Source organism: Enterococcus sp. AZ194 (assembly GCF_051713825.1).
Lineage (GTDB): Bacteria > Bacillota > Bacilli > Lactobacillales > Enterococcaceae > Enterococcus_K.
In genome coordinates this window covers 2584570-2609141 of sequence record NZ_JBIOQR010000001.1, presented here as the reverse complement: position 1 = coordinate 2609141, position 24572 = coordinate 2584570, and the positions used below count along the sequence as shown (strand labels likewise).

General features: G+C 38.6%; 26 protein-coding genes and 2 tRNA genes. 22 read left to right on the top strand and 6 right to left on the bottom strand.

Features of this window, described 5'->3' with window-relative positions; all coding sequences use genetic code 11:
- Positions 1-21: 21 nt before the first annotated feature.
- Together atpD and IGI37_RS12240 are read left to right on the top strand one after the other, a co-directional pair.
- Positions 22-1428, top strand: a complete 1407-nt coding sequence (gene atpD / locus IGI37_RS12245; protein ID WP_438762262.1) for a F0F1 ATP synthase subunit beta — start codon at positions 22-24, stop codon at positions 1426-1428.
- 13 nt (positions 1429-1441) lie between these two features.
- On the top strand, positions 1442-1864 hold the full coding sequence (locus IGI37_RS12240; RefSeq protein WP_438762261.1) for a F0F1 ATP synthase subunit epsilon: 423 nt from the start codon (positions 1442-1444) through the stop codon (positions 1862-1864).
- Positions 1865-2046: 182 nt separating this feature from the next.
- On the opposite strand, the gene tnpC is transcribed toward IGI37_RS12240, so the two are convergent.
- The 3 genes from tnpC to IGI37_RS12225 form a co-directional block, all read right to left on the bottom strand.
- Positions 2047-3639 carry an IS66 family transposase gene (gene tnpC / locus IGI37_RS12235; protein WP_438763647.1) on the bottom strand — a complete coding sequence of 531 codons (1593 nt, stop codon included), beginning with the start codon at positions 3637-3639 and terminating at the stop codon, positions 2047-2049.
- Between the two features lie 117 nt (positions 3640-3756).
- The gene (gene tnpB / locus IGI37_RS12230; RefSeq protein WP_438759491.1) at positions 3757-4110 is read right to left on the bottom strand and encodes an IS66 family insertion sequence element accessory protein TnpB; all 354 of its coding nucleotides are present in this window, start codon (positions 4108-4110) and stop codon (positions 3757-3759) included.
- 1 nt (position 4111) lies between these two features.
- Positions 4112-4294 (bottom strand): hypothetical protein, encoded by a 183-nt coding sequence (locus IGI37_RS12225; RefSeq protein WP_438760623.1) that lies wholly within the window; start codon positions 4292-4294, stop codon positions 4112-4114.
- Between the two features lie 1159 nt (positions 4295-5453).
- On the opposite strand from IGI37_RS12225, the gene IGI37_RS12220 reads away from it, so the two are divergent.
- The 15 genes from IGI37_RS12220 (at position 5454) to IGI37_RS12150 (ending at position 15351) form a co-directional block, all read left to right on the top strand.
- On the top strand, positions 5454-5687 hold the full coding sequence (locus IGI37_RS12220; RefSeq protein WP_438762260.1) for a DUF1146 family protein: 234 nt from the start codon (positions 5454-5456) through the stop codon (positions 5685-5687).
- Between the two features lie 95 nt (positions 5688-5782).
- Positions 5783-7081 (top strand): UDP-N-acetylglucosamine 1-carboxyvinyltransferase, encoded by a 1299-nt coding sequence (murA, locus tag IGI37_RS12215; protein ID WP_438762259.1) that lies wholly within the window; start codon positions 5783-5785, stop codon positions 7079-7081.
- A 24-nt stretch (positions 7082-7105) separates the two neighbouring features.
- A complete protein-coding gene (locus IGI37_RS12210) occupies positions 7106-7282 on the top strand; it encodes a DNA-directed RNA polymerase subunit beta (RefSeq protein WP_438762258.1) in 177 nt (58 codons plus the stop codon).
- Between the two features lie 78 nt (positions 7283-7360).
- Positions 7361-7639, top strand: a complete 279-nt coding sequence (yidD, locus tag IGI37_RS12205) for a membrane protein insertion efficiency factor YidD (RefSeq protein ID WP_438762257.1) — start codon at positions 7361-7363, stop codon at positions 7637-7639.
- Positions 7636-8091: a GNAT family N-acetyltransferase gene (locus IGI37_RS12200; RefSeq protein ID WP_438762256.1), complete on the top strand. Its 456-nt coding sequence runs from the start codon at positions 7636-7638 to the stop codon at positions 8089-8091. The genes yidD and IGI37_RS12200 overlap by 4 nt, the downstream gene beginning before the upstream one ends.
- A 102-nt stretch (positions 8092-8193) precedes the next feature.
- On the top strand, positions 8194-9066 hold the full coding sequence (locus tag IGI37_RS12195) for an ROK family protein (protein ID WP_438762255.1): 873 nt from the start codon (positions 8194-8196) through the stop codon (positions 9064-9066).
- Positions 9067-9369: 303 nt separating this feature from the next.
- Positions 9370-10539 carry an ABC transporter substrate-binding protein gene (locus IGI37_RS12190; protein ID WP_438762254.1) on the top strand — a complete coding sequence of 390 codons (1170 nt, stop codon included), beginning with the start codon at positions 9370-9372 and terminating at the stop codon, positions 10537-10539.
- Positions 10540-10688: 149 nt separating this feature from the next.
- Complete coding sequence (locus IGI37_RS12185) at positions 10689-11567, top strand: branched-chain amino acid ABC transporter permease (RefSeq protein ID WP_438762253.1); 879 nt, start codon at positions 10689-10691, stop codon at positions 11565-11567.
- Between the two features lie 10 nt (positions 11568-11577).
- Positions 11578-12555: a branched-chain amino acid ABC transporter permease gene (locus tag IGI37_RS12180; protein ID WP_438762252.1), complete on the top strand. Its 978-nt coding sequence runs from the start codon at positions 11578-11580 to the stop codon at positions 12553-12555.
- Complete coding sequence (locus tag IGI37_RS12175) at positions 12536-13312, top strand: ABC transporter ATP-binding protein (protein WP_438762251.1); 777 nt, start codon at positions 12536-12538, stop codon at positions 13310-13312. Before IGI37_RS12180 ends, IGI37_RS12175 begins: the two co-directional genes overlap by 20 nt.
- A complete protein-coding gene (locus IGI37_RS12170) occupies positions 13312-14016 on the top strand; it encodes an ABC transporter ATP-binding protein (protein WP_438762250.1) in 705 nt (234 codons plus the stop codon). The genes IGI37_RS12175 and IGI37_RS12170 overlap by 1 nt, the downstream gene beginning before the upstream one ends.
- 3 nt (positions 14017-14019) lie before the next feature.
- Positions 14020-14673: a CBS and ACT domain-containing protein gene (locus IGI37_RS12165; protein ID WP_438762249.1), complete on the top strand. Its 654-nt coding sequence runs from the start codon at positions 14020-14022 to the stop codon at positions 14671-14673.
- A 198-nt stretch (positions 14674-14871) separates the two neighbouring features.
- A complete protein-coding gene (locus tag IGI37_RS12160; protein ID WP_438762248.1) occupies positions 14872-15105 on the top strand; it encodes a DUF2969 domain-containing protein in 234 nt (77 codons plus the stop codon).
- Positions 15106-15194: 89 nt separating this feature from the next.
- Positions 15195-15278 (top strand) — tRNA-Tyr (locus IGI37_RS12155).
- A gap of 1 nt (position 15279) precedes the next feature.
- A tRNA-Gln gene (locus IGI37_RS12150) sits at positions 15280-15351 on the top strand.
- A gap of 232 nt (positions 15352-15583) precedes the next feature.
- Here the strand turns inward: IGI37_RS12150 and IGI37_RS12145 are convergent.
- On the bottom strand, positions 15584-16150 hold the full coding sequence (locus tag IGI37_RS12145; protein WP_438763646.1) for a TetR/AcrR family transcriptional regulator: 567 nt from the start codon (positions 16148-16150) through the stop codon (positions 15584-15586).
- Between the two features lie 220 nt (positions 16151-16370).
- Between IGI37_RS12145 and IGI37_RS12140 the strand changes: the two genes are divergently transcribed.
- Complete coding sequence (locus IGI37_RS12140; RefSeq protein WP_438762247.1) at positions 16371-20612, top strand: acyl-CoA dehydratase activase-related protein; 4242 nt, start codon at positions 16371-16373, stop codon at positions 20610-20612.
- 45 nt (positions 20613-20657) lie between these two features.
- On the opposite strand, the gene IGI37_RS12135 is transcribed toward IGI37_RS12140, so the two are convergent.
- Positions 20658-21293 (bottom strand): alpha/beta fold hydrolase, encoded by a 636-nt coding sequence (locus IGI37_RS12135; RefSeq protein ID WP_438762246.1) that lies wholly within the window; start codon positions 21291-21293, stop codon positions 20658-20660.
- A 206-nt stretch (positions 21294-21499) separates the two neighbouring features.
- Between IGI37_RS12135 and IGI37_RS12130 the strand changes: the two genes are divergently transcribed.
- The 3 genes from IGI37_RS12130 (at position 21500) to IGI37_RS12120 (ending at position 23449) form a co-directional block, all read left to right on the top strand.
- Complete coding sequence (locus IGI37_RS12130) at positions 21500-21934, top strand: MerR family transcriptional regulator (RefSeq protein ID WP_438762245.1); 435 nt, start codon at positions 21500-21502, stop codon at positions 21932-21934.
- Complete coding sequence (locus tag IGI37_RS12125) at positions 21927-22505, top strand: NAD(P)H-dependent oxidoreductase (RefSeq protein ID WP_438762244.1); 579 nt, start codon at positions 21927-21929, stop codon at positions 22503-22505. The genes IGI37_RS12130 and IGI37_RS12125 overlap by 8 nt, the downstream gene beginning before the upstream one ends.
- A 236-nt stretch (positions 22506-22741) precedes the next feature.
- Complete coding sequence (locus IGI37_RS12120; RefSeq protein WP_438762243.1) at positions 22742-23449, top strand: GntR family transcriptional regulator; 708 nt, start codon at positions 22742-22744, stop codon at positions 23447-23449.
- A gap of 65 nt (positions 23450-23514) precedes the next feature.
- Here the strand turns inward: IGI37_RS12120 and IGI37_RS12115 are convergent, their stop codons facing one another.
- Positions 23515-24147: a YigZ family protein gene (locus IGI37_RS12115; RefSeq protein ID WP_438762242.1), complete on the bottom strand. Its 633-nt coding sequence runs from the start codon at positions 24145-24147 to the stop codon at positions 23515-23517.
- A gap of 112 nt (positions 24148-24259) precedes the next feature.
- Between IGI37_RS12115 and IGI37_RS12110 the strand changes: the two genes are divergently transcribed.
- A complete protein-coding gene (locus tag IGI37_RS12110) occupies positions 24260-24562 on the top strand; it encodes a DUF7662 domain-containing protein (protein ID WP_438762241.1) in 303 nt (100 codons plus the stop codon).
- Positions 24563-24572 lie beyond the last annotated feature (10 nt).

Here is a 24572-nt window from a genome sequence, read left to right as displayed (position 1 = left end):
GTCATGATTGGAGGAATACAAATGAATTCAGGCAAAATTGTTCAGGTTATTGGTCCCGTTGTTGACGTGGAGTTTTCACTTGACCATTCATTACCAGATATTAACAATGCCTTAGTCGTTTATAAAAATGATGAAAATCGACAAAAAGTCGTCTTAGAAGCTACCCTAGAACTAGGAGATGGCGTCATTCGTTCAATCGCAATGGAATCTACAGACGGTCTTCAACGTGGAATGGAAGTTATCGATACAGGAAAAGCGATTTCTGTTCCTGTCGGGAAAGAAACTTTGGGTCGTGTGTTTAACGTATTAGGTGACACAATTGACTTGCAAGAACCGTTTCCAGAAGATGCACCTCGTAGCGGAATTCATAAAAAAGCACCTAATTTTGATGAATTAAGTACAAGTACTGAAATTCTTGAAACTGGGATTAAAGTAATTGATTTATTAGCCCCTTATCTTAAAGGTGGGAAAGTTGGGTTGTTCGGTGGTGCCGGAGTTGGTAAAACCGTCCTTATCCAAGAGTTAATCCATAACATCGCGCAAGAACATGGTGGGATTTCTGTATTTACAGGTGTGGGTGAACGAACACGTGAAGGAAATGACTTATACTATGAAATGAAGGATTCTGGCGTTATTGAGAAGACTGCCATGGTGTTTGGGCAAATGAATGAACCACCAGGTGCACGTATGCGTGTTGCCTTGACTGGTTTAACCATTGCTGAATACTTCCGTGATGTTGAACAACAAGACGTTCTTTTATTCATTGATAATATCTTCCGTTTCACTCAAGCGGGTTCTGAAGTATCAGCACTTTTAGGTCGTATGCCTTCTGCCGTTGGGTACCAACCAACATTAGCAACAGAAATGGGCCAACTTCAAGAACGAATTACATCAACGAAAAAAGGCTCTATCACATCAATCCAAGCGATTTATGTGCCAGCCGATGACTATACTGACCCGGCTCCAGCAACAGCCTTTGCCCATTTGGATGCAACCACTAACTTAGAGCGTAAATTGACTGAACAAGGGATTTATCCAGCCGTTGACCCACTGGCTTCTTCTTCAAGTGCTTTGGCACCAGAAGTTGTTGGCGAAGAACATTACGAAGTAGCAACAGAGGTTCAACATGTCTTACAACGTTACCGTGAATTACAAGATATTATTGCTATCTTAGGGATGGACGAACTATCTGATGACGAAAAAGTGTTAGTTTCTCGTGCACGTCGGATTCAGTTCTTCTTATCACAAAACTTTAACGTAGCTGAACAATTTACTGGTCAACCAGGTTCTTATGTACCAGTAGAAGAAACAATCAAGGGGTTCCGTGAAATCTTAGACGGCAAACATGATGCTCTTCCTGAAGAAGCCTTCCGAAGTGTCGGTCGTATTGAAGACGTCATCGAAAAAGCAAAAACATTAGGTTACTAGAAAGGGGTGCCCCATGGATAATTATTTAACCGTGAATGTGGTTACTCCAAATGGCCTTGTCTATGACCATCATGCCGTGATCGTTGTTGCAAAAACTCTTGATGGTGAAGTGGGGATTTTACCTCGACATGCACCAATCATTGTTCCTTTAGCCATTGACGAAGTTCGGATTAAACGCGTTGACTCAGACACCCATGTGGATTGGGTTGCTGTGAACGGCGGGGTTATGGAAGTCAGAGAGAATGTTGTTTCTATTATTGCCGATAGTGCCGAACGTGAACGTGATATTGATGTTCCACGTGCCGAACGTGCAAAACAACGCGCTGAACAGATGATTAAAGAAGCAAAACAAAATGAGGATATAGATGAGCTTAGTCGAGCAACCGTTGCATTACACCGAGCAATCAATCGTATCAAAGTATCAAAACACAGTTAATATACTGATTATTGAACCAAGATAGAAAGTCGTTTACACAAGACTTTCTATCTTTTTTGAACTGCAAAGGGATTATATAATGTTGAGGTGTAAGAAAGCTATTGGTAATAGGTAAGTGCCTAATAAAATAGTACCTACACGCCAAATAACCCAAGTCTTATACTAAGCTTAGGTTATTTGGTCTATTTGTAAGTGGTTGTACATAAAGCTTGAACGTCTGGTTTCCAAGGAAGTAAGGCATCTAACCCTTCATCTGATAGCGTCTCCATATTTGGCACGCGATCAAATAGGAATTCTATATACCGAATCGGGTCGAGACCATTAGCCACTGCCGTTCGATAGATACTCAAAATCACGCCTGATGTTCGTGCGCCTTCTAAACTACAGGAATGCATGTAATTTTTTCGCCCAATCACCAGCTCTTTTATGTGACGCTCGGCCAAATTATTACTTAATTCCAATCGTCCATCCTCAAAGATTCGCTCAAAACCGCTTCGTATCTTCCGTACATATTCAACGGCGTTCGCTAGCTTCGATTTGGGGACGGCAACGAACGTATCTAACCATTCATAAAAGTTATTCACTAATGGCTTCAGATAAGCTTGACGCTTATCAAAACGATCCTCAATGGTGACTTCCTTCCATTTACGTTCCAGCTCGAACCAGATGTCAAGCATTTTCACAGCGACAACTGCTGGCGTATGTTCGGCCTTACCATTTTTTGGAATGGCTTCAAAAAACTTTCGACGTGCGTGCGCAAGGCAATAGACGAGCTTCACATCCGTTACATAATTATACCCTGCATAGCCATCACAATGAAGATACCCCTTAAAGTCAGACAAAAACTCTTTCGGTACTGTCCCAGATTTAGACTCTGCATGATGGTAATAGGCAATAGGCTGTGCACTATGTTTCCCGGTTGAGAAGAGCCAGTAATAGGTTTTTGCTTTTTTACTCTGAATCACTTGATAGCTCGTCTCGTCTGCATGAAGAATCTCTTCTTGATTCAAATAATGTTTGAATCGTTCGGCAACCGGATCTAACGCATGATGACAAGCTTTGATATGCCAGTTTGTCATATTATCGCGTGAGATATCGAGTCCGAGTGTTTCTCGCCAATAAATTTCTTGGCGATTCGCTGGACTTTTTTGACCGAATTTTAGACGGATTGTTTCCGCAATAATACTGTTTGAGCCTAAACTATTTGGGACGACTGGTTTAGGAACAGGTGCCTTCTTATAGGAAGAAACATCTGCCTTTTCACATGCCTTACAACAATAAGTGTGTTGAATGTGAGCCAATCGATCCAACATTGCTTGATGGAATCGGACCTCTTCACGTAATTTTGTTGTACCGATATCAATCATTTGAGTACCACACTGTTCACAAGAACGTTCTTCTTGTGGAAGTTCATGGTGTATTTCAGTTAAAGGAAGGTGCGCGATTTTCTCAGCTTTTTGGCCACTCTTCCTTTTAGACTTTTTTTCAGGGGCCGGTTTTTCTTCTTTGGGTACGGTAAATATAGAGGCCTCTTCGAGTTCCTCTGTGAATAAATTTAATTGACCACTAACATCTGAGGAAATAGTTTCCTTTGAGCGCCCGAATTGGCGATTCATAAAGTAGTTGAGTTTTTCATTCAGTAGTTGAATTTCGGTGGTTAATGCTTGGTTGGTTTTCTTTAGAGAATCAATCGTTTCAGTCTGATTTTTTAAAAGTTCAAGTAAGACATTTACATCAATCTCAACGTTATTTGTTGAACTTACATCTGTCGATATATCCAAAAAAATCCACCACCATTCTATCTATTTTCCTTCCCTTTATTATACCATTTTTTAGAACAAAAAAACAGATAAAAACCGCATTAAATCAATGTTTATTACGGTTTTTATCTATTAGAATTGGCCTCTTTTCCCTGGCTTTATCGCCCTGGGTTGATCGATGTCCAACCCTTCAAATAACCAACGAATTTGTTGACTAGTTAGTTGTCGAACCTCTTCTTTTTTTCTAGGCCACTTGAGTCGGCCATCTTGAATCCTTTTATAACATAAGAGGAAGCCGTCACCATCCCAATACAAAATTTTGAAACGATCACATCGATTACCGCAAAAAAGGAAGAGGGCATCTGAATAAACATCTAGCTCGTACTCTTGTTGGATGAGACTCGCCAATCCGTCAATTCCACGACGAAGGTCTGTTTTCCCAGTGACGATATACAAGTTCTTTACTTTAGTGAAATCAAGAAGCACGTCATCTCAACTCCCTAAGCACTGCGGCAAGAATATAACTACTGATACCATTATAAAGATGTATTTCAGAGCCATCTTTTCTTTTTATTCGTGCAGCTAGCTTCGCACTCGCTACTTTCTGATTTTGTTTCTGGTCTGGCTGTGTATGAATCTGAATGGGTACAATTTCGTTTGTCTTGGTCAAACAAACACCTCCAATTTACTTGTTAAGCCAAGTATACTCGGAGGTGTTGCTTAATTATAGGTACCTAGTTATTAGGCACTTACGGTAATAGGCTTTCCAGCACCTTTCATGAGACCAACGTAGCAAGGCCCATCCATGATTTCTTCCATCAAAAAGTTCGCAGTCTGGTCGCAAGCGAGGTTGGGACAGAAGTGTTTAACTCCGAGAACCGGGTAGGTACTGTTCTACATCAACTCATACTTCGTTGTGTTTTACAGCACCGAGTAGGTACTGTTCTACATCTATTTACTTTGTAAATAGATGTAGAACAGCAATTTCAGCTTATTTTTCGAACCTTCAACTCTAGCATGTCCCATGCGTAGAAGTTGTTGAGAGCGGAACAACGTCCTTCAATTCTTAAGGTGTTTCACCTTTAGAGAATGGTCCTGAAAAAGTGGAACTGGCAATTGTCAGCTGTTTGCCAAGTATTTACAGTTGGCTCGAGCCAAACAATGGAATCACCAACGTTCTTAGGTGAGTCGCTTGCGGCCAGACTATAAACTTTTTGATGGAAGGAATTCTGGATGCAAACTGCTTTATTCATAGATGATTAAAGCAGGATGGTAGGAATTGATTGCCTAATGGAAACTCAAAACCTCGGCTTGCCGAGGCTATTTGATGATTCTTAGATTTATCGGCTCTACCTCAAATGATGGGAATGACTAGAATATTTATCATTACTACTCACGATTATTTGAACAATTTTACCTGAGTCTTATAGGAGTCATAACCAGATTAGCCAAAATAGTGTACATGATTATTCTTTTGCTTTTCGCTGTAGGATTTACGAAAAAAAAGAAGACGGCAGCCAAATTATCTTCATTTTTTATTAAGGGAAAATCTGAATTACGAGTGTCACATTCTTGATTTGTCCGTGAATAATAACGATTCATTTCCCACATATGAGGATGCCATTATTTCCAGAGAGCTTCGTAGTTTGAAAATAAAAACTATAAAATTTATTCTCAATTCTTAAAATGACAATGACCCTTTATCTGTTTTAGTTTTCTTAAAGACTTTTAATAATCTTTCGAGTGCGCAACGATTTTCCTTTTCCTCTATTTGTGTTATTATCAGTATGTTAATATTCTATACTCAAAGAATTGGCAAGGAGAGACTTATGCAAGTTTATGGAGTGGATGCAATCGTTCGTATCGTTAGCCACCTAACATTTATTTATTTGGCTTTTTGGGCCTTACGTTCTTTGCGAGTAGAAACACTATTTAAAGTCATGATGCCAACCCAAGTTCGCATGGTGATTGTCTTATTTTCTATTTTTTTAGGCTATACAGCAAGTAGTTTTTTCTTAGAACTAATTGCTCTCTGCCGAAATTTATTCTATGTCGGGTTATAAATACAAGAAAGGCTACTATTTAGGGACAAATAGTGCTATAATAGAAAAGATTTTTGTGTGAAGAAACACGCAAAAGAATGTGTGGAGGGGACAAAATGGAACAAATTATTGTTCAAGGTGGAAATCAATTACAAGGAACTGTTGAAATTGAAGGTGCCAAAAATGCTGTATTACCAATTTTAGCTGCAAGCTTACTAGCTGAAGAAGGCACGACCACTTTAAAAAATGTACCAATTTTATCAGACGTATTTACCATGAATCAAGTGATCCGTCACTTAAATGTAGATGTTGATTTTAACGAGGAATTAAAACAAGTAACATTGGATGCGACAAAAGAGTTAGAAATCGAAGCACCCTATGAGTATGTGAGTCAAATGAGAGCGTCAATCGTTGTCATGGGACCATTGCTTGCACGTAATGGCCATGCCAAGGTTGCAATGCCTGGTGGTTGTGCAATCGGTAAACGACCAATTGATTTACATTTAAAAGGCTTCCAAGCATTAGGAGCGAAGATTATACAAAAAAATGGCTATATTGAAGCTATTGCTGACCAATTAATTGGAAATTCTATCTATTTAGATTTCCCAAGTGTTGGTGCAACTCAAAATATAATGATGGCAGCCGTTAGAGCAAAGGGTACGACTATTATTGAAAATGTCGCTCGTGAACCTGAGATTGTTGACTTAGCAAACATCTTAAACAAGATGGGGGCCAGAGTTTATGGTGCTGGAACTGAAACGATGCGTATTGAAGGCGTAGATTCGCTACATGCTGTAGAACATTCAATCGTTCAAGACCGAATCGAAGCCGGCACATTTATGGTTGCTGCAGCGATGACTCAAGGAAATGTTTTGATTGAAGATGCTATCTCTGAACACAACCGTCCACTAATCTCAAAACTAATTGAGATGGGTGCAACGATTACAGATGAAGAGAATGGGGTTCGCGTAATTGGACCCAAAGAATTAAAATCAACTGACGTAAAAACAATGCCACACCCTGGCTTCCCAACAGATATGCAAGCACAAATGACAGCTATCCAATTGGTTGCTAAGGGGACAAGCGTAACGACAGAAACAGTCTTTGAAAATCGTTTCCAACATCTTGAAGAACTACGCAGAATGAATGCACATGTTAAGATTGATGGAAATATTGCGATTATCGATGGTGCACATGAATTACAAGGTGCTGAGGTCTATGCGACTGACTTGCGTGCGGCGGCAGCCTTAATTTTAGCTGGCTTACGTGCAAACGGTATGACTCGTGTTCGCAACTTAAAATATTTAGACCGTGGTTACTACCAATTCCATAAAAAATTACAAGGTTTAGGAGCAAATGTAGAGCGTGTTGGAGAAAATGAAAAAACTCCCTCAGCTGCTACCGTAACTGCTTAAGTCCCAAGTTAAGGAGGCGTTTCAATGGGTGCTACGCGACATATTTTATTTTCACTACTTAAAATAGTAGTGGTCATTGTCTTAATTATGCTTCTTTTCGTCATCGGAATGATGATTGGGTATGGTGTGATAGGTGGAGGAAAACCTTTGTCTGTGTTCAGTCATGACCTTTGGGATCACATTTTTACTTTTTTCAAATAACAATAAAAGAGACAAAGACCAAAACATTCGTTTTCGTTCTTGTCTCTTTTTCAAATCAAATGAAGGACTGCATAATAAATGAAAAAAATATTAATCGGATTGGTTCGAGCCTATCAGAAATATATTTCGCCTGCATTTCCTCCAAGGTGTCGGTATTATCCGACCTGTTCTGGGTACATGATACAGGCGATTACTGTGCATGGTGCGTTTAAGGGGACATTAATGGGGATTTCTCGCATCTTGCGCTGTCATCCACTAGTTAAAGGTGGACTAGACTACGTCCCACGAAAATTTAGTTTAAAAAGAAATACAATCGATCAAATTCAACCAGAATATACCTATAGGAGAGAAAGATGATTCGGTCATTACTACAAACAGAACCACTTCCTTGGCACTTACTGTTAGATGCCGATCCAGAAAAAGAGATTGTCGAAGGTTACATTAACCATTCAGAGATTTTAGTAGCCGTCAGAGAAGAGAAAATCATTGGCTGCTTAGCTTATCAAATACGTGAAGAGGAAGCGGAATTGATGAACGTAGCAGTGGATTCTGCTTATCAAGGTCAAGGTCTTGGCAAACAGCTAGTTGAACAAGCGTTAATAGAGATTGGCGCGAATAAACCTTACTCACCATTTCCAGTCTTGGTTAAAACGGGGAACAGTACACTTTCTGCCTTGGCGCTCTACAAAAGCCAAGGGTTTCAAGAAGTGGCACGAGTGAAAGACTATTTTTTAACTCATTACAGTGAAAAAATTTATGAAGAGGGTATTTTATTAACGGATCAAGTAATCCTGAATCAAATGATCTAAGGGAAAGTAACTATTTTTTAAATAGCTGATTGAAAGCTCTTTCCTAATGTCGTACAATAAGATGAATTGATTTTTGAATTTAACTTATTGGAGGCACAAATTATGGGTTTATTAGTTTTTGATTTTGGTGGTTCAGCTGTTAAATATGGTTACTGGAATGGAAAAGCCTTAGAAAAACAAAACCAATTTACGACACCAGCTAGTTGGGAAGAAATGAAAGTACAATTAAAAAAGGTTGCCGATCAAATGGATCAGCCTTTTGATGGAGTCGGAATTAGTGCACCAGGAGTGGTGAATGTTGAAACGCAAAGAATCGAAGGAATTAGTGCAATTCCTTATATTCATGGATTTGATATTTTTAGCGAGTTGAGAGACTTGTTTGGCCTACCGATTACCATAGAAAATGATGCCAACTGTGCGGGTATGGCCGAATTTTATCAAGGAGCGGCAAAAGACTACGATAATGTCGCCTTTGTTGTCATTGGTACAGGTGTTGGTGGTGCCTTGTTTATAAATGGGGAAATCTCTAAAGGTGCTCATTTATATGGGGGAGAATTTGGCCTTATGTTCTTAAATGGTGGAAAAACATTCAGTAATTTAGGAACTGCCGTACAAATGGCTTGGCGCTACTGTGAACGTAAAGGACTTGAAAAAACAGCTTTCTCAGGAAAAGAAGTTTTTGAGTTTGCTGAAGCAGGTGACGAACTAGCAAAAGAAGAAGTGGAGAACTTTTATGAATATTTGACACAAGGATTGTTTAGTATTCAATTTGCTTTTGATCCTGAAGTGATTGTACTAGGTGGTGGTATCTCTTCAAAAGAAGGCCTTCTAGACGAAATTAATCGACGAATGGGCGAAAAATTAGCATTACAACAGCTAAATGACTTTGTTCCAAAAATTCTTTTATGTGATTATCGAAATGATGCCAATCTAGTCGGTGCCGCTGCAAATTACACAGCGCTAATAAACCAATAAGTAAATAGTTGATACAAATAGATACACGAACTCGAACGAAAAGCTTTTGAAGCTCTTAGATTCTGGTTCGTGTCTTTTTTTATTTCACTTTATTCGAATAAAAAATAAAGTAGCGAAACCGCGCTAAACCAATGTATGCGCTTCACTTATTGTCTTTCTTGACTTCTTTAAAAATCCAAAAATAAACAGAGTAATTTTAATTGACTGAATTATACAAATTTTCTGATAATTCATTGACAAGCCCTTGATTTTTCAGTATATTGATATACATATCTTAAAAAAAGATTAAAAGGGGGAAATAAAATGAAGAAAAAATTTGCGTTTTTGTTTGCGAGCTTGCTGTTGTTATCAGCCTGTGGTGCAGGAGGAGCAGCCGGACCAAAAAAATCTGGAAACTCAGCAGAAGGAGATACAATCAAAATTGGAATGAATATGGAGCTTTCCGGAAAAGTTGCTGCTTATGGTTATGCTGAAAAAGAAGGAATCGACTTAGCCGTTGAAGAAATCAATGCAGATGGAGGCGTCCTAGGAAAGAAAATTGAATTAATCGAAAAAGATAATAAGTCCGATAATGATGAAGCTGCTTCAATTGCAGCCAACTTAACAACAAATGATAAAGTCGTAGCTGTTGTTGGACCAGCAACATCAGGTTCTGTTAAATCAACCATTCCAAACATGACAAAAGCAGCGGTACCTGCAGTTACACCGTCTGCAACAGATGATAGTATTACAATTCAAAATGAGACGGTTCAGGAATTTATCTTCCGTGTCTGTTTCCAAGATAGCTTCCAAGGAGTTATCCTAGCCAAATATGCACAAGATAATTTAAAAGCTGATAAAGCCGTAATTATCGGAGACAACTCAAGTGACTATGCAATTGGTTTGACAAAAGCCTTTAAAGATACGTATAAAGGAACGGTTGTTAAAGAAGAGAACTTTGTAGCAGGAGATAAAGATTTCCAAGCAATCTTAACAAAAATCAAAAATGAAGACTTTGACGTTATCTATATCCCAGGATATTACACAGAAGCTGGCTTAATTATTAAACAAGCACGTGAAATGGGTATTGAACAGCCTATCATCGGAGCAGATGGTTTTGGAGATGAAAAACTCGTTGAAACAGCTGGCGCAAAAAATGTCTCAAATGTCTTCTACACGGGACACTTCTCAACCGAAGCACCTGCGACAGACAAAGTAACACCATTTGTGGAAGCCTTCAACAAAAAATATAACAAACAGCCTTCTGCATTTAATGCACTAGGATACGATTCTGTTTACATGCTAAAACAAGCAATTGAAGAAGCTGATTCAGCTGATTCAGCAAAAATTACTGAAGCGTTAACTAAGATTAAAGGATTTGTTGGCGTTACAGGTGAGATGGCGATGGATAAAAACCATAATCCGGAAAAACCAATCGTTGTCCTTGGTTTAACAGAAGGAAAAGAATCTTCTGCTGAAACGGTAACACCCTAAAAATCAAAAATTAATCGTTGTCTAGTCAAAAAATAAAAAGTATAGATAATGATAGAATGACTCGTTTTATGAAAATATTGGCTGGCACAAGAGTTTTTTGTTCCAGCCTCTTTTTAAGCAACACGAAAAAAACATTGGAAGTGATGGCAATGGAACTAATTTTACAACAATTAATCAACGGCCTATTCCTTGGAAGTATCTACGCTCTTATGGCGCTTGGATATACCATGGTATACGGTATTATCAAACTAATCAATTTTGCGCATGGTGAGATCTATATGATTGGAAGTTTTATCGGCTATTATTTAATTAATCAATTCAATATGGGCTTCTTTCCTGCCCTTGTCTTATCCATGGCGTTAAGTGCGGTCGTCGGGGTAACAATTGAATTTTTAGCCTACAGACCTTTGCGTAAATCAACAAGAATTGCGGCTTTAATTACTGCAATTGGGGTTTCATTTTTCTTGCAAAATATCATGATTTATTTCTTCAGTTCAAGTACTCGAGCGTTTCCTCAAGCCATACAACGTCATTCTTATAAATTGGGCTTTATCGAAGTCAGCAACATTCAACTATTAATCTTAGGAATCTCCTTAACTTTAATGATTCTCTTACAATTGATTGTGAAACAGACAAAGATGGGAAAAGCCATGCGTGCCGTTAGTGTAGACGCAGATGCTGCTCAATTAATGGGAATTAATGTCAACCGAACAATTTCATTTACCTTTGCATTAGGTTCAGCCTTAGCAGCCGCTGGTGGGATGTTAATTGGGCTTTACTACAATTCTATCGACCCAATGATGGGAGTAGTTCCTGGTCTAAAATCCTTTGTTGCAGCTGTTTTAGGTGGAATTGGAATTATTCCTGGCGCAGCATTAGGCGGGTTTGTAATTGGGCTGATTGAAACAATAACAACAGCGATTGGTTTTTCTGACTATAAAGATGCCGTTGTTTACGGGGTGCTAATTCTTATTCTACTAATTAGACCTGCAGGAATTCTAGGCAAAAATCTGAAAGAGAAAGTGTAGGTGAACAACCATGAAAAAAAATCTAAAATTTAATCTTGTCTGGTTGCTCATTGCCGCTGGTGTTTATGGTATTTTATATGCGTTATACAGTGCTGGAATCATTACTATCTTCACTGACTTTATTATTGTCAATATTGGAATTAATATTATTCTAGCTTGTGGGTTAAACTTAATTATCGGTTTTTCTGGGCAATTCTCATTGGGACATGCTGGGTTTATGGCGATAGGTGCCTATAGTGCGGCAATTATGAGTGTCAAGAATCCAACAATCGGAGGATTCTTTTCAGGACTTGTTTTGGGAATCTTTTTATCAGGATTAGTTGCGTTAGTCGTTGGAATTCCGACGCTTCGCTTAAAAGGAGATTATCTAGCGATAGCTACTTTAGGTGTCGCTGAAATTATTCGAATTCTGATTGTCAACTTCCGCGACATTACAAATGGACCTTCTGGCATCTTTGGGATTCCGTCAATTGCGAACTGGTCAATAATCTTTGGTTTTGTCGTGATTACAACTTTAGTCATTGTTAATTTTCTTCACAGCGGACCAGGGCGTGCCACAATAGCGATTCGTGAAGATGAAATTGCTGCAGAGTCTATGGGAGTTAATACAACCAAATATAAAGTGATCGCCTTTATGATTGGCGCAATGACAGCTAGTATCGCTGGTGCTCTCTCAGCGAGCTATGTTCAATCTATTGCACCACAAAATTTTGGTTTCATGAAATCAATTGATATTTTAATTATTGTGGTATTCGGTGGTATCGGTAGTATCACAGGAACATTTGTAGCAGCGATTGTTCTAGGTGTTCTAAATATGTACCTTCAAGATTTTGGTGCATTACGAATGATTATCTACGCATTAGCTTTGATCATCATCATGATCTTTAAACCAGGCGGTCTTTTGGGGACTTGGGAATTTTCTGTAAAACGTATTTTTGAAAAATTTGGAAAAAAGGAGGACGATTCTGATGCCTCTATTGGACGTTAAAAATTTAACAAAAAACTTTGGTGGATTGGCGGCTGTATCAAATGTCAATTTACATTTAGAATCAAATGAACTAATTGGCTTAATTGGGCCAAATGGTGCAGGAAAAACAACTTTATTCAATCTTTTAACAGGCGTTTACGAACCTAGTGAAGGCGACGTTCTCTTTGAGTCATTAGGACAAACACATCGTTTGAATGGGCAAAAACCTTATAAAATTGCCGATTTAGGTTTGAGTCGAACTTTTCAAAATATTCGTCTCTTTAAAGATTTAACGGTGATGGATAATGTCCTAATCGCGATGAATAGTAAAAATAAAGAGAGCTTAGTTTCTAGTATTCTTCGTTTTCCAAGCTTTTATAAAAAAGAAGAAGAAATGCAGAAAAAAGTAATGGAGCTATTAGCAATTTTTAGTATGGAAAATAAAGCCCAAACCTTAGCTAAAAACCTGCCCTACGGTGAACAACGTCGGTTGGAAATCGTCCGAGCACTAGCAACCCAACCAAAGATTCTCTTTTTGGACGAACCCGCAGCAGGAATGAATCCTCAAGAGACGGCAGAATTGACCGATTTAATTCGGAAAATTCAAGCAGAATTCCAGATTACAATTCTTTTAATTGAACACGACATGAGTTTAGTTATGGAGGTCTGTGAACGAATTTATGTATTAGAATATGGCCGTTTAATTGCAGAGGGGCAACCAGAAGAAATCAAAAATAATCCTCGAGTAATTGAAGCCTATCTTGGAGGTGAGCTGTAATGTTAAGTGTTCAAAATTTATCGGTTCACTATGGAATGATTCAAGCGGTTCGTGAAGTCAGTTTTGAAGTGAAACAAGGTGAGATTGTCTCTTTAATCGGCGCAAATGGTGCTGGAAAAACCACAATTCTACGAACAATTTCTGGTCTGATTCGACCTTCTAACGGTAGCATTACATTTGAGGGAACTGAAATTCATAAAACTGTTCCACAAAAAATTGTTGCCTCTGGACTTTCGCAAGTGCCAGAAGGGCGTCATATTTTCGCAGGGTTGACTGTGCAAGAGAACCTTGAGATGGGGGCTTTCCTACGTAAAGATTCTTCAGAAATGAAAACAGATTATGACCAAATTTTTAAAAAGTTCCCTATTTTAGCTGAAAGAAAGTCTCAAGATGCAGCAACACTTTCTGGAGGAGAACAACAGATGTTAGCAATGGGACGGGCATTGATGTCCAAGCCAAAGCTATTGTTACTTGATGAGCCTTCTATGGGGCTAGCTCCTATTTTTATCAAGGAGATTTTCAACATCATTCAAGAAATTCAACAACAAGGAACAACTGTCCTACTGATTGAACAAAATGCCAAAATGGCCCTCTCAATTGCTGATAGAGGGTATGTATTGGAAACAGGTAAAATAGTTCTTGAGGGGACAGGCGCAGAGCTATTAGAAAGCGAAGAAGTCAAAAAAGCTTATTTAGGAGGGTAATTCATGAGCGTTCAAGATTTTATGACAAAAAACTTAATTGTAGTGCGACCTCAAACAAAAATTTTTGATGCGGTTGACTTAATGAAAAAAAATGACATCCACCGATTACCAGTAGTAGAAAACGAACGTTTGGTTGGTTTGATTACTGAGGGAACGATTCAAGAAGCTTTACCCTCTAAAGCCACTAGCCTAAGTGTTTATGAAGCAAACTATTTGTTAAACAAAACGACCGTCGCTGATGTCATGGTCAAAAATGTCCAAACTGTTTTGCCAGAAGCCTTATTAGAAGAAGGCATTAGTTTGATGCGAAAAAATAATGTCGGTGTTCTTCCCGTAGTTGATCAAAAAGAAAATCTCGTTGGAATCATTACGAACAATGATATCTTTGATGCTTTCTTAAAAATCACTGGCTACAAAGATGGTGGGACACGCATTCAAATTCAGATTACTGATGATCACAAAGGAATCTTAGCAGACTTAACGAAGCTTCTTGCGGACAATGACTTCAGTATTTTGACGGTTATTGTGAATAGAAAAGAACTCGAAACAATTGTTGAATTGCAAATTCAAACAAGAGAAACAGAAAAAGTTCAACAGGTACTGCAAAATGCAGGTTACCAAGTCCTTGAAGCCGTTTTAACCAACAATCAGGACTAAAACATAGAAGAGGAGGATGGGACATGACTTAAAACGTTATGTCCCATGCTCTTATTTCTCGGAGTTAAACACTTCTGTCCCAACCTCATTCTCAATCTTATTTTTGTCTCAAATCATTCCAATAAAAAACTACAGAGTGAAAACATCTCAGATACAAATAGACTGGAATATGGTAAAATAGGCATCGAGGTGAAAATTATGTCAAAAAAAAATAAAGATATTGAAGTACGTGTTGAAGAAACATCAAAAAATGTCAATGGACAAGCAATTGATGTGACACAATTATTTATTGGAAAAAAAATGATTGGGGAAGTTCTAACAAACGATGCCAAACATTTCGAAATTTTTATGGATAACGAATCTCAAGGCGTGACAAAAACTTTAGATGAAGCGTTAGAGTCAGTGATTCGACAATGGAATCTTCACGATTAAAAAAATAACTAAAAAAATTTGAATTTTCCTCTTGCAATAACACGCATTTTTATGTATTATAACTAAGTCAGGTTTTTTACTAGACTTTTGGAGGAATAGCGAAGTGGCTAAACGCGACGGACTGTAAATCCGTTCCTTAGGGTTCAGTGGTTCGAATCCACTTTCCTCCACCATTGGGGTATAGCCAAGCGGTAAGGCAAGGGACTTTGACTCCCTCATGCGTTGGTTCGAATCCAGCTACCCCAGTTTTTAACCGAATCAAATGATTCGGTTTTTTTTTGCCCTTTTTCGCACACAAAAAAAGCGATTGGGTTACTTTATCTATGCGTTAGACTTTAAATAACACGTACATAACTCTCTCCAATATCCCCCTAACTAAAAAGATAACATTACAAAAAATAAAAAAATTAGCTAGCTAAACCAGTCAAAAAAGAAGAGACGTGGACTAGTCTGACCACGTGCTCTTCTTTTCTATCGCTTACTTTTCTACATCAATTCCTAAAACAGTCAAATGACCATTTCCGACAAGCTTAATCACTAATCGCGCTAAGTGATTCGGTGTCATATCTGTGTCACTTGTAATCCACCAGTGAAGTGTCCCAATAAAAATCGACGTCATATACTCAATAATAAAGTCGATAGGGACTTCAATCTCATTTTCGGTGATTTTCAGCTGGCTAAAGATATGTTCGTATTTGTCATTCAGAATATCCGCTAGCTTTTGACGAAGAAGTTCATTGGAAGAACCATCCATAATTGTCAAAAAGAATTTTTTATTCTCATGAATTTTCATATAGATGCCTGTTAAAACAAATTCAACCTTTTTAATCTGTAATTTATTTCCTTCAACTAGCTGCTCTGGATCCAAAACAGAGGTAAATGCGGACACTGACAAATCGAAAATTCGGTCATATAAATCAGGTTTATCTTTAAAATGTGAATAAAAAGTAGCCCGATTAATCATTGCCTCATCTGCGATATCTTGAATCGTCACGTTTTCATAACCTTTTTCCTCAACTAAATGGATAAATGCATCCACAATCATCTTTTTAGTTCGTATCACTCGCAAGTCTGTTTTCTTCAAGTTGTGAACCTCCTAACAAATCAAGCAACAATTACAAGCGTTCTGTTGTTTATCTCACAAAACAGCTTGAATTGCTTATTGAATTTTTCTTGATTTCTCAATAAAATATACACTAGTAGTATATCAGACACTTTGTTAGATAATCAACAATCTGTCGAAAAAAAGGAAGTAGGGGAAGAATATGACATTACGAGCAGGGATCGATGTCGGTTCAACTACTGTAAAACTGGTTATTCTAAACGAAAAGAATGCAACCGTCTTTGCAAAGTACGAGCGGCATTATTCAGACGTCAAAGCAGCAACTGAGCGCGTCCTAAAAGAAGCACAAACACTTATTAAAAACCAAACATTAACAATGAATATCACAGGTTCTGGCGGTATGGGATTAGCTGACGTGCTAGATATTCCTTTTGTCCAAGAAGTCATCGCCTGTACAAAAACGGTAGAAGAAATGATACCAGAAACAGATGTCGCGATTGAATTAGGGGGCGAGGACGCCAAGATCACCTTTTTTGAAGGGGCCCTTGAACAGCGAATGAACGGAAGCTGTGCAGGTGGAACAGGCGCCTTTATTGATCAAATGGCAGCCTTACTTAAAACAGATGCCAATGGAGTCAATGAACTCGCTAAAAACTACCAGAATCTCTATCCGATTGCCTCACGCTGTGGCGTATTTGCCAAAACGGATGTCCAACCCTTAATTAATGAAGGCGCGGCAAAAGAAGACATCTCAGCGAGTATTTTCCAAGCGGTCGTCAATCAAACCATTGCAGGTCTTGCCGCTGGACGTAAAATTAAAGGGAAGGTTGCCTTTTTAGGCGGACCACTTTTCTTTATGTCTGAGTTGCGTAAACGATTCATTGAAACGCTAGATATTAAACCAGAAAATGTGATTTTCCCAGAAAACCCTCAACTCTTTGTGGCGATGGGTGCGGCTCTTTACTCAGAATCGGCTGAAGAAAACACATTGGCAAGTTTGTTAGATAATCTATTAAATGGGGACCGTGAACAATTAAGTCCTTCTGATACTTTAGAACCTTTATTCCATAATGATGAAGAACTGGCAGAGTTTCGAGCACGTCATAACCGCGCTCAAGCAAGTGAAAAAGATCTCGCCTTACATACTGGTGTGACTTTTTTAGGAATTGATGCAGGCTCTACAACCACCAAAGTGACCTTAATTGATGAGGATGCCAATATTCTCTTTTCATTTTATGGTAACAATCAAGGACAGCCACTTGAAACAACCATGAGTGTGTTAAAAGATTTATACAAAAAAATGCCCAAAGATACCTTTATTGGGAAAGCAGCAGTTACAGGATATGGCGAGCATTTAATCAAAAATGCTTTGAAGGTTGATATAGGTGAAGTCGAAACGATGGCTCATTATAAAGCAGCCAACCATTTCCAACCTGGTGTTGACTTCATTTTAGATATTGGTGGTCAAGACATGAAGGCTATGACAATTAAAGATGGTGTTCTTTCTTCTATCCAATTAAATGAAGCTTGTTCTTCTGGCTGTGGTTCGTTTATTGAAACCTTCGCAAAATCATTAAAATATGACGTCAAAGATTTTGCGTTAGCGGCCTTAGAGTCACGCAAACCCGTTGATTTGGGTTCTCGTTGTACTGTCTTTATGAATTCTAAAGTCAAACAAGTTCAAAAAGAGGGAGCATCTGTTGGCGATATCTCAGCGGGGCTTTCCTACTCAGTGATTAAGAATGCGATTTATAAAGTTATCAAAATTCGTCGGCCTGAAGAGCTTGGGAAAAAGATTGTCTGCCAAGGCGGAACTTTCTACAACGAGGCTGTTTTAAGAGCATTTGAGCAAATTAGTGAACGTGAAGTGGTTCGTCCTTCAATTGCTGGTTTGATGGGGGCATACGGTGCCTCATTAATTGCGTTAGAGGACTATCAACTAGGCGAAGAAACAACAACACTTTCCTTAAAAGAACTAGATGAATTTACTTCTGAAAAAGAATTTACACACTGCGGCCTTTGCGAAAATAACTGTATGTTAACGGTGACGGTCTTTTCAGATGGACGTCAATTTGTTACAGGAAATCGTTGTGAACGTGGGGCACGTATCAAAATTAAACGTGAAGAACGAAAAGTCAACTTAGTGGATTATAAATACCGTCGTTTATTTAAATATCGCGCGCTTCGTAAAAAAGACGCTGTTCGTGGCTCTATTGGAATCCCACGAGTCTTAAATATGTACGAAAACTATCCATTATGGCATACCTTCTTTACCGAATTAGGTTTCAGAGTAGAATTGTCACCACGCTCCAATAAAGATTTATATGAACAAGGTATGGATACGATTCCTAGTGATACAGCCTGTTATCCAGCTAAAATTGCACACGGACATATTCAAGCACTGATTGATTCTGGGGTACCTAAGATTTTTTACCCAGGGATTATTTTTGAACGTCAAGAGTCAGCTGGTGCTGAAAATCATTTTAACTGTCCGATTGTTCAAAGCTATCCAGATGTCTTGAGAAACAATGTGGATGATATCCGCGAAGGAAAGGTTGACTATCGGAATCCGTTCTTAAACTTAGCGAATGAAGAATCCATGGTTGGTGTATTAACCAAAACCTTTGCAGATTTAGGGATTTCAGAAGGTGATATAGCCAAAGCGCTTCGTCATGGCTTTGAAGAATTAGATGCCTTTAAACAAGATATTCAGCAAAAAGGTGAAGAAACCTTGATGATGCTGAATCAAAAGAGGCAACGTGGAATTGTTATCTCTGGTCGTCCATACCATTTGGATCCTGAGATTAATCATGGGATTGCTGAAGTCATCACACAAGAAGGCTTCCATGTCTTAACAGAAGATAGCATTTCTCATTTAAGTGACGTTGGCAACCTGCGTGTGGTTAATCAGTGGGTCTACCATTCTCGTCTATATGCGGCCGCACGCGTTGTAGCCAAATCGAAAAACTTAGAGCTTGTTCAGCTGAACTCGTTTGGCTGTGGGATTGATGCCGTAACAACTGATCAAGTGGAAGAAATCATGGACCAGTACGGGAAAATCTATACCGTGCTAAAAATTGATGAAGGGTCAAACTTAGGAGCGATTCGGATTCGTTTGCGCTCATTAAAAGCAGCTGTCGGAGAGCGAGAAAAAATGAACTTCGAACCTGTTCAGCGCTATGAAGAACCTGAAAAAATTATTTTTACCAAAGAAATGAAGGAAAAACATACGCTTCTTTTACCGATGCTAAGCCCGATTCATCAAAGTGGTTTAGTTGATGTGGCTCTGCAAGCATCTGGATACAATGTCGTTTGTCTGCCTGCAAAAGATAATCAAGCAGTTGACATCGGGTTAAAATACGTCAATAATGACGCCTGCTATCCAGCAATTATTTCGATTGGACAATTGGTTGAGGCCCTTCAAAGTGGCGAATATGATGTTGAAAACACGAGTGTCATGATGACGCAAACAGGGGGTGGCTGTCGAGCAACTAACTACATCCCACTCCTTAGAAAAGCACTTAATGATGCTGGGTTTGATAAAGTGCCGGTTGTTTCTATTTCGATGGGGAACAAAGGGGTTGAATCTAATCCTGGGTTCAAATTTACTTTGCCAATGTTAAAACGTGTCGCTGTCGCTTTTCTTTATGGTGATTTGTTCGAACGTGTCGTCTATCGAACACGTCCTTATGAATTAGAGCCAGGGGTGATTGATGCCTTACATGATCAGTGGATTAAACGAATTGAACCCAACATTCGGAGTGGTTCACTGACGGCTTTTAACAGAAATATGAAAAAAATTGTCCGCGAATTTGATGAGATACCATTGTCTGATGAAGTCAAACCAAAAGTTGGTGTTGTCGGTGAGATTCTAGTAAAATATTCACCTACTGCCAATAACGATATCGTTCGCTTACTTGAAGCGGAAGGGGCTGAAGCAATTGTTCCTGATATTGTTGGCTTTATGAACTACTCTTTGTACAATCAAATTTGGAAATACGATAATTTAGGCATGTCTAAACAAAGTAAGCTAGTTGCACAATTTGCCATTCGACTGATTGAAATGGTTGAAAAACCAATGGATAAAGCGCTCAGAAAATCGAAGCGATTTGATGGGATCAACTCTATTTATGACATGGCCGAAGATGCTGAAAAAATTCTTTCTATCGGAAATCATACAGGTGAAGGCTGGTTCTTAACTGGTGAGATGATTGAGCTTTTAAAAGCCGATGTGAATAATATTGTTTGTATGCAACCATTTGGCTGTCTGCCTAATCACGTAGTCGGAAAAGGTGTCATTAAAGAATTGCGTCATCAATATCCTAAAGCAAACATCGCAGCAATTGATTACGACCCAGGAGTTTCCTTAGTCAATCAATTAAATCGAATTCGTTTGATGATGGCCACTGCCAATAAAATGTTAGACAAAGAAAAAGTCAAGTAACTAAATGAAGAAGCAAGGAGCGTGGCTCCTTGCTTCTTCATTTAGTTACAAATCGTTCCTACTTACTTTAAGATGGTCGGCAATACAGGTTGCTAGTTGAACGGGCGCCTCTTTATTCACTTCATGACCTACATCGCCAATCATCGTTAAAGAGCTTGTAGTAATCTTTTGGCGAAGCTCGTATGCAGCTGCTTTATTGGGCTGATCTTTTTGACCATAGATAATCAATGTATCAGCCTTAATCGTTCGTAAGTAATTGGAGAAGTCAAGGGTCTCCATCGAATGTGTTAAACTCAATACTTCTTCCTTTAAAAAACTCATTTTTTGAAAAAAGTTTGCAGGTAAAAGTTTAAACACTTGGTTTTGTAGCGAAAATAGTACTTGAGGAATTTTGTATTGCGTACTTATCAGGATTAATTTTGAGACTTTGTTTGGAAAATCAATCGCATAATTTAAAGCAATCATTCCACCTAGTGATAGACCACAGATCGCAAACGGAGGCTCAATCTTTTCAAGCTCAATATACACCTTCGTATAGATTGACTCATAAGTGACGTCTTCACCACGAACTAATTTGCCAAGATCGACATAAATACTCTCAAAATCACTTGGCAGATTTTGTTGAACAGCGGCCCAACTTTCGGCTGTTTGACCCAACCCATGCAAAAAAATAGTTTTCAAATAGACTCCCTCCAAATCATCATTTTACCTTTAGTCTATAGGAAGCCTTTTGCTGAGTCAAACGAGACTCAAATAGAAAATAACTGAATAAAAAAGCCTCCTCAAAAAAGGGCTTGACTCTGAAGTTAGGTTGAGTGTTATTCTAGCTGTACAGTCAAACCAAGTGCTGTTTCATTGACTAGAAAATTTCAGAAGGGATTAATTTTATGAAAATCAGCCAAGTTAGCCAAGAATTAAATCTACCTATTTCGACCTTACATTACTATGAAAAAGTTCACTTGATTCAGCCAAAAAGAACCATTGGCAACTATCGGAGCTACTCAGAGCTAGACAAAACAAAAATCAAATACATTATTCTGCTGAAAGAATTTGGTTTATCTATCGATGAAATTAGAGACACACTCCTTCGTTTCTTTCAAGATAGTTATACGCAGGAATGTATCGCAGAAGCCAGACAGCTGTTTGATGGAAAAACTCAAATGATGAAAAAGAAAATTGAACGCTACCAGATAATGATAAAATTAGTTGAAAGCTTACCCGTTTTTATGGAACAATCAGACGACAAAATCCGCCAAGAAACGCAACAGATGGTCGACTTTCTCTATGAGCAAAAGGGAGAGGGGAGCACTATTTATGAGTAAGGTGTTGATTATTCAAGGAGACGCTAGAAGTCAAGGAACTATGAAAAGAATGGCGGTAGAATACGCACAAGTCATGGCCGAACAACATGAAATTAGAGTCGTCGATTTAGCAAGCTTGGATTACGATATCGCCTTATCAGAAGGTTATCAAACAAAACGAACGCCTGAAATGTTGGCCATCTCCGAGTTTGCTAAAGAAGCTGATTTATTGGCTTTTTTCTATCCCATTTGGTTTGCCAATATTCCGGCTTCCTTAAAAGGCTTTATCGAAAACTTATTTTGGGTCAAAGAAACCTATAGTTTTAAAGAAAAAGAATATTTATGGAACGGAAAGTGGCGTGGCAAAAAAGCGAGTGTTTTTTATTCAATTGGTGGAAGGGAAGTCTACCACAAACTATTTGGTCGTGCAGGATACAAGGCAGTTCGTCAGCCGTTATGGTTAAGTGGGATTTTCGATATTCAGCTTAGTGTTTTTGAAAAAAGAGATCGTTCAACACGCAGACCAGAAGATGAAATCAGACAAAAAGTCCTAAAAAAAGCGGCCGCCGATTTAAAACGTTTAGCAAAATAACTGAAATCGGCAAGTAAAAATGAATAGACAAAAAATAAACCGTGATGCCTGTTAAACAGCTAAGGACACCTAGCCCAAAACATATTTGAGCCCACTATTTAGTTTGAATCTACCTTATATTTTCTTTTAAAACAGCTTTATTTCGGCATTTTCCCGAATAAAAATAGTCGAATTGTAGTTGTGAACCAGGTATATACCAGTTATAATAAAGAAAAGAAGTAGAGGAGGGTGTTTACATGCCTGGAAGTTTACCAGTCTATATACAAATTCATGATCAGCTAAAAGAAGAAATCGAGAACGGCCTCTGGAAAATCGGGGATCGTCTTCCTTCTGAACGAGAGCTGTCTGTAAAGTTTGGCGTCAGTCGTATGACCTTACGTCAAGCGATTCAAACCTTGTCAGATGAAGGAATTTTAGAAAGAAAAATTGGTTCAGGGACCTACGTTGCTCGAGAAAAAGTCCAAGAAAAAATGACCGGAACTACTAGTTTTACTGAGATTATGGAATCACAAAATCGGGTGCCTTCTAGTAAAACCGTGTCCTATTTTGTGACCTCTCCAAGCTCTAGTGAGATGGATAAGCTAAAGCTCTCAAAGACCGATTCTATTTTGCGAATGGAACGAATTCGTTATGCTGATGGTGTCCCGATTTGTTTTGAAGTAGCGAGCATTCCTAGTAAGTTAGTAGAAGAATTTACCAAAGCAGAAATCACCGGATCATTCTATCGAACACTTGAAACAAAAGGAAAAAAGAAGGTTGGTCGTGCCAACCAAACAGTCTCTGCGATGCTCGCCTCTGAACGAATCGCTGAGTATTTAGAAATTAAACGAGGTGACTCTATTCTACGTTTACGCCAAGTCTCTTATTTTGAAGATGGCACACCGTTTGAATATGTCCGAACACAATATGTTGGCAATCGTTTTGAATTCTATTTAGAAAAATAATCAAAAAAACTGATTGATCTCCTAATTAACGGTGACCAATCAGTTTTTAATTATTTTACTAACCCTTACGAGATAAGCGTTTCAACATAACTAGTGTCGCCTTCTTCAAAGCTTACTTGTCCATTCAAAAGATCCGTCACAGAAACTTTGAAGACATCTATTTCAAATTGATCAACCATCGCCACAACAATCACTACATCAGTATAAAGCGTCTCTTTAATCACATATTGGTTCAGCTCTAGAAAATTCTGAACTTTGCCTAATAAGGGGTAGCTAATATGAATCAAGACTTCCTGCTGTCGAACGCCACGCACAATACCGACTTCCTCCATCGCTTGCGCAACCGCACCAGAATACGCCCGAATTAAGCCTCCTGCACCCAATTTAATTCCACCAAAATAACGCGTGACCACAGCCGCGACGTTGATGACTTCTCGTTTTTTTAGCACCTCAAGCATTGGCACTCCGGCAGTTCCGCTCGGCTCACCATCATCACTACTTCTTTGGATGGCATTCTTTTCACCAAGCACAAAGGCACTGCAATTGTGGTTTGCCTTCCAATGTTCTTTTTTTACTTCTTGAATAAATGTTTTTGCTTGTTCTTTTGTCTCTATTCGTTTTAAGGAACAGATAAACTGAGACTTCTTGATTTCAATTTCTGTTTGATAATCTTTTTTAATTGTTATGTATTGGTCCACTTTGGTCACCTCTCAATAGACAGTATAGAAAAAAAGACGACAATTTTCAACTTTGTAATCATTTGCAGCTCGGCGATTTTGTGCGATAATAGAAAGAGAAGGTGGGTGAGTGATGATGAAAGACCGTTCAAAAAAATATGACGCAATCACTGAATATTTGAAAGACAATGGCGGTTCACAGGTCACCTTGACCTTTACGCAGTTTGACGAACTACTCTTTCCACATTCTGGCTTACCAAAAACGGCACGTACAGACGCTGATTGGTGGGCAAATGATTATCGTCATCCAGAAAAAGGGGCTTACGGGTGGTTAAATGCTGACTATGAAGTTGTTCAAATTAATCTTTTTAAAGAATATGTCGTTCTCAATCAATTGGTCAAGTCCAATTGGTTTGCGACGTACGAAAATAAATAAACTCTTCACT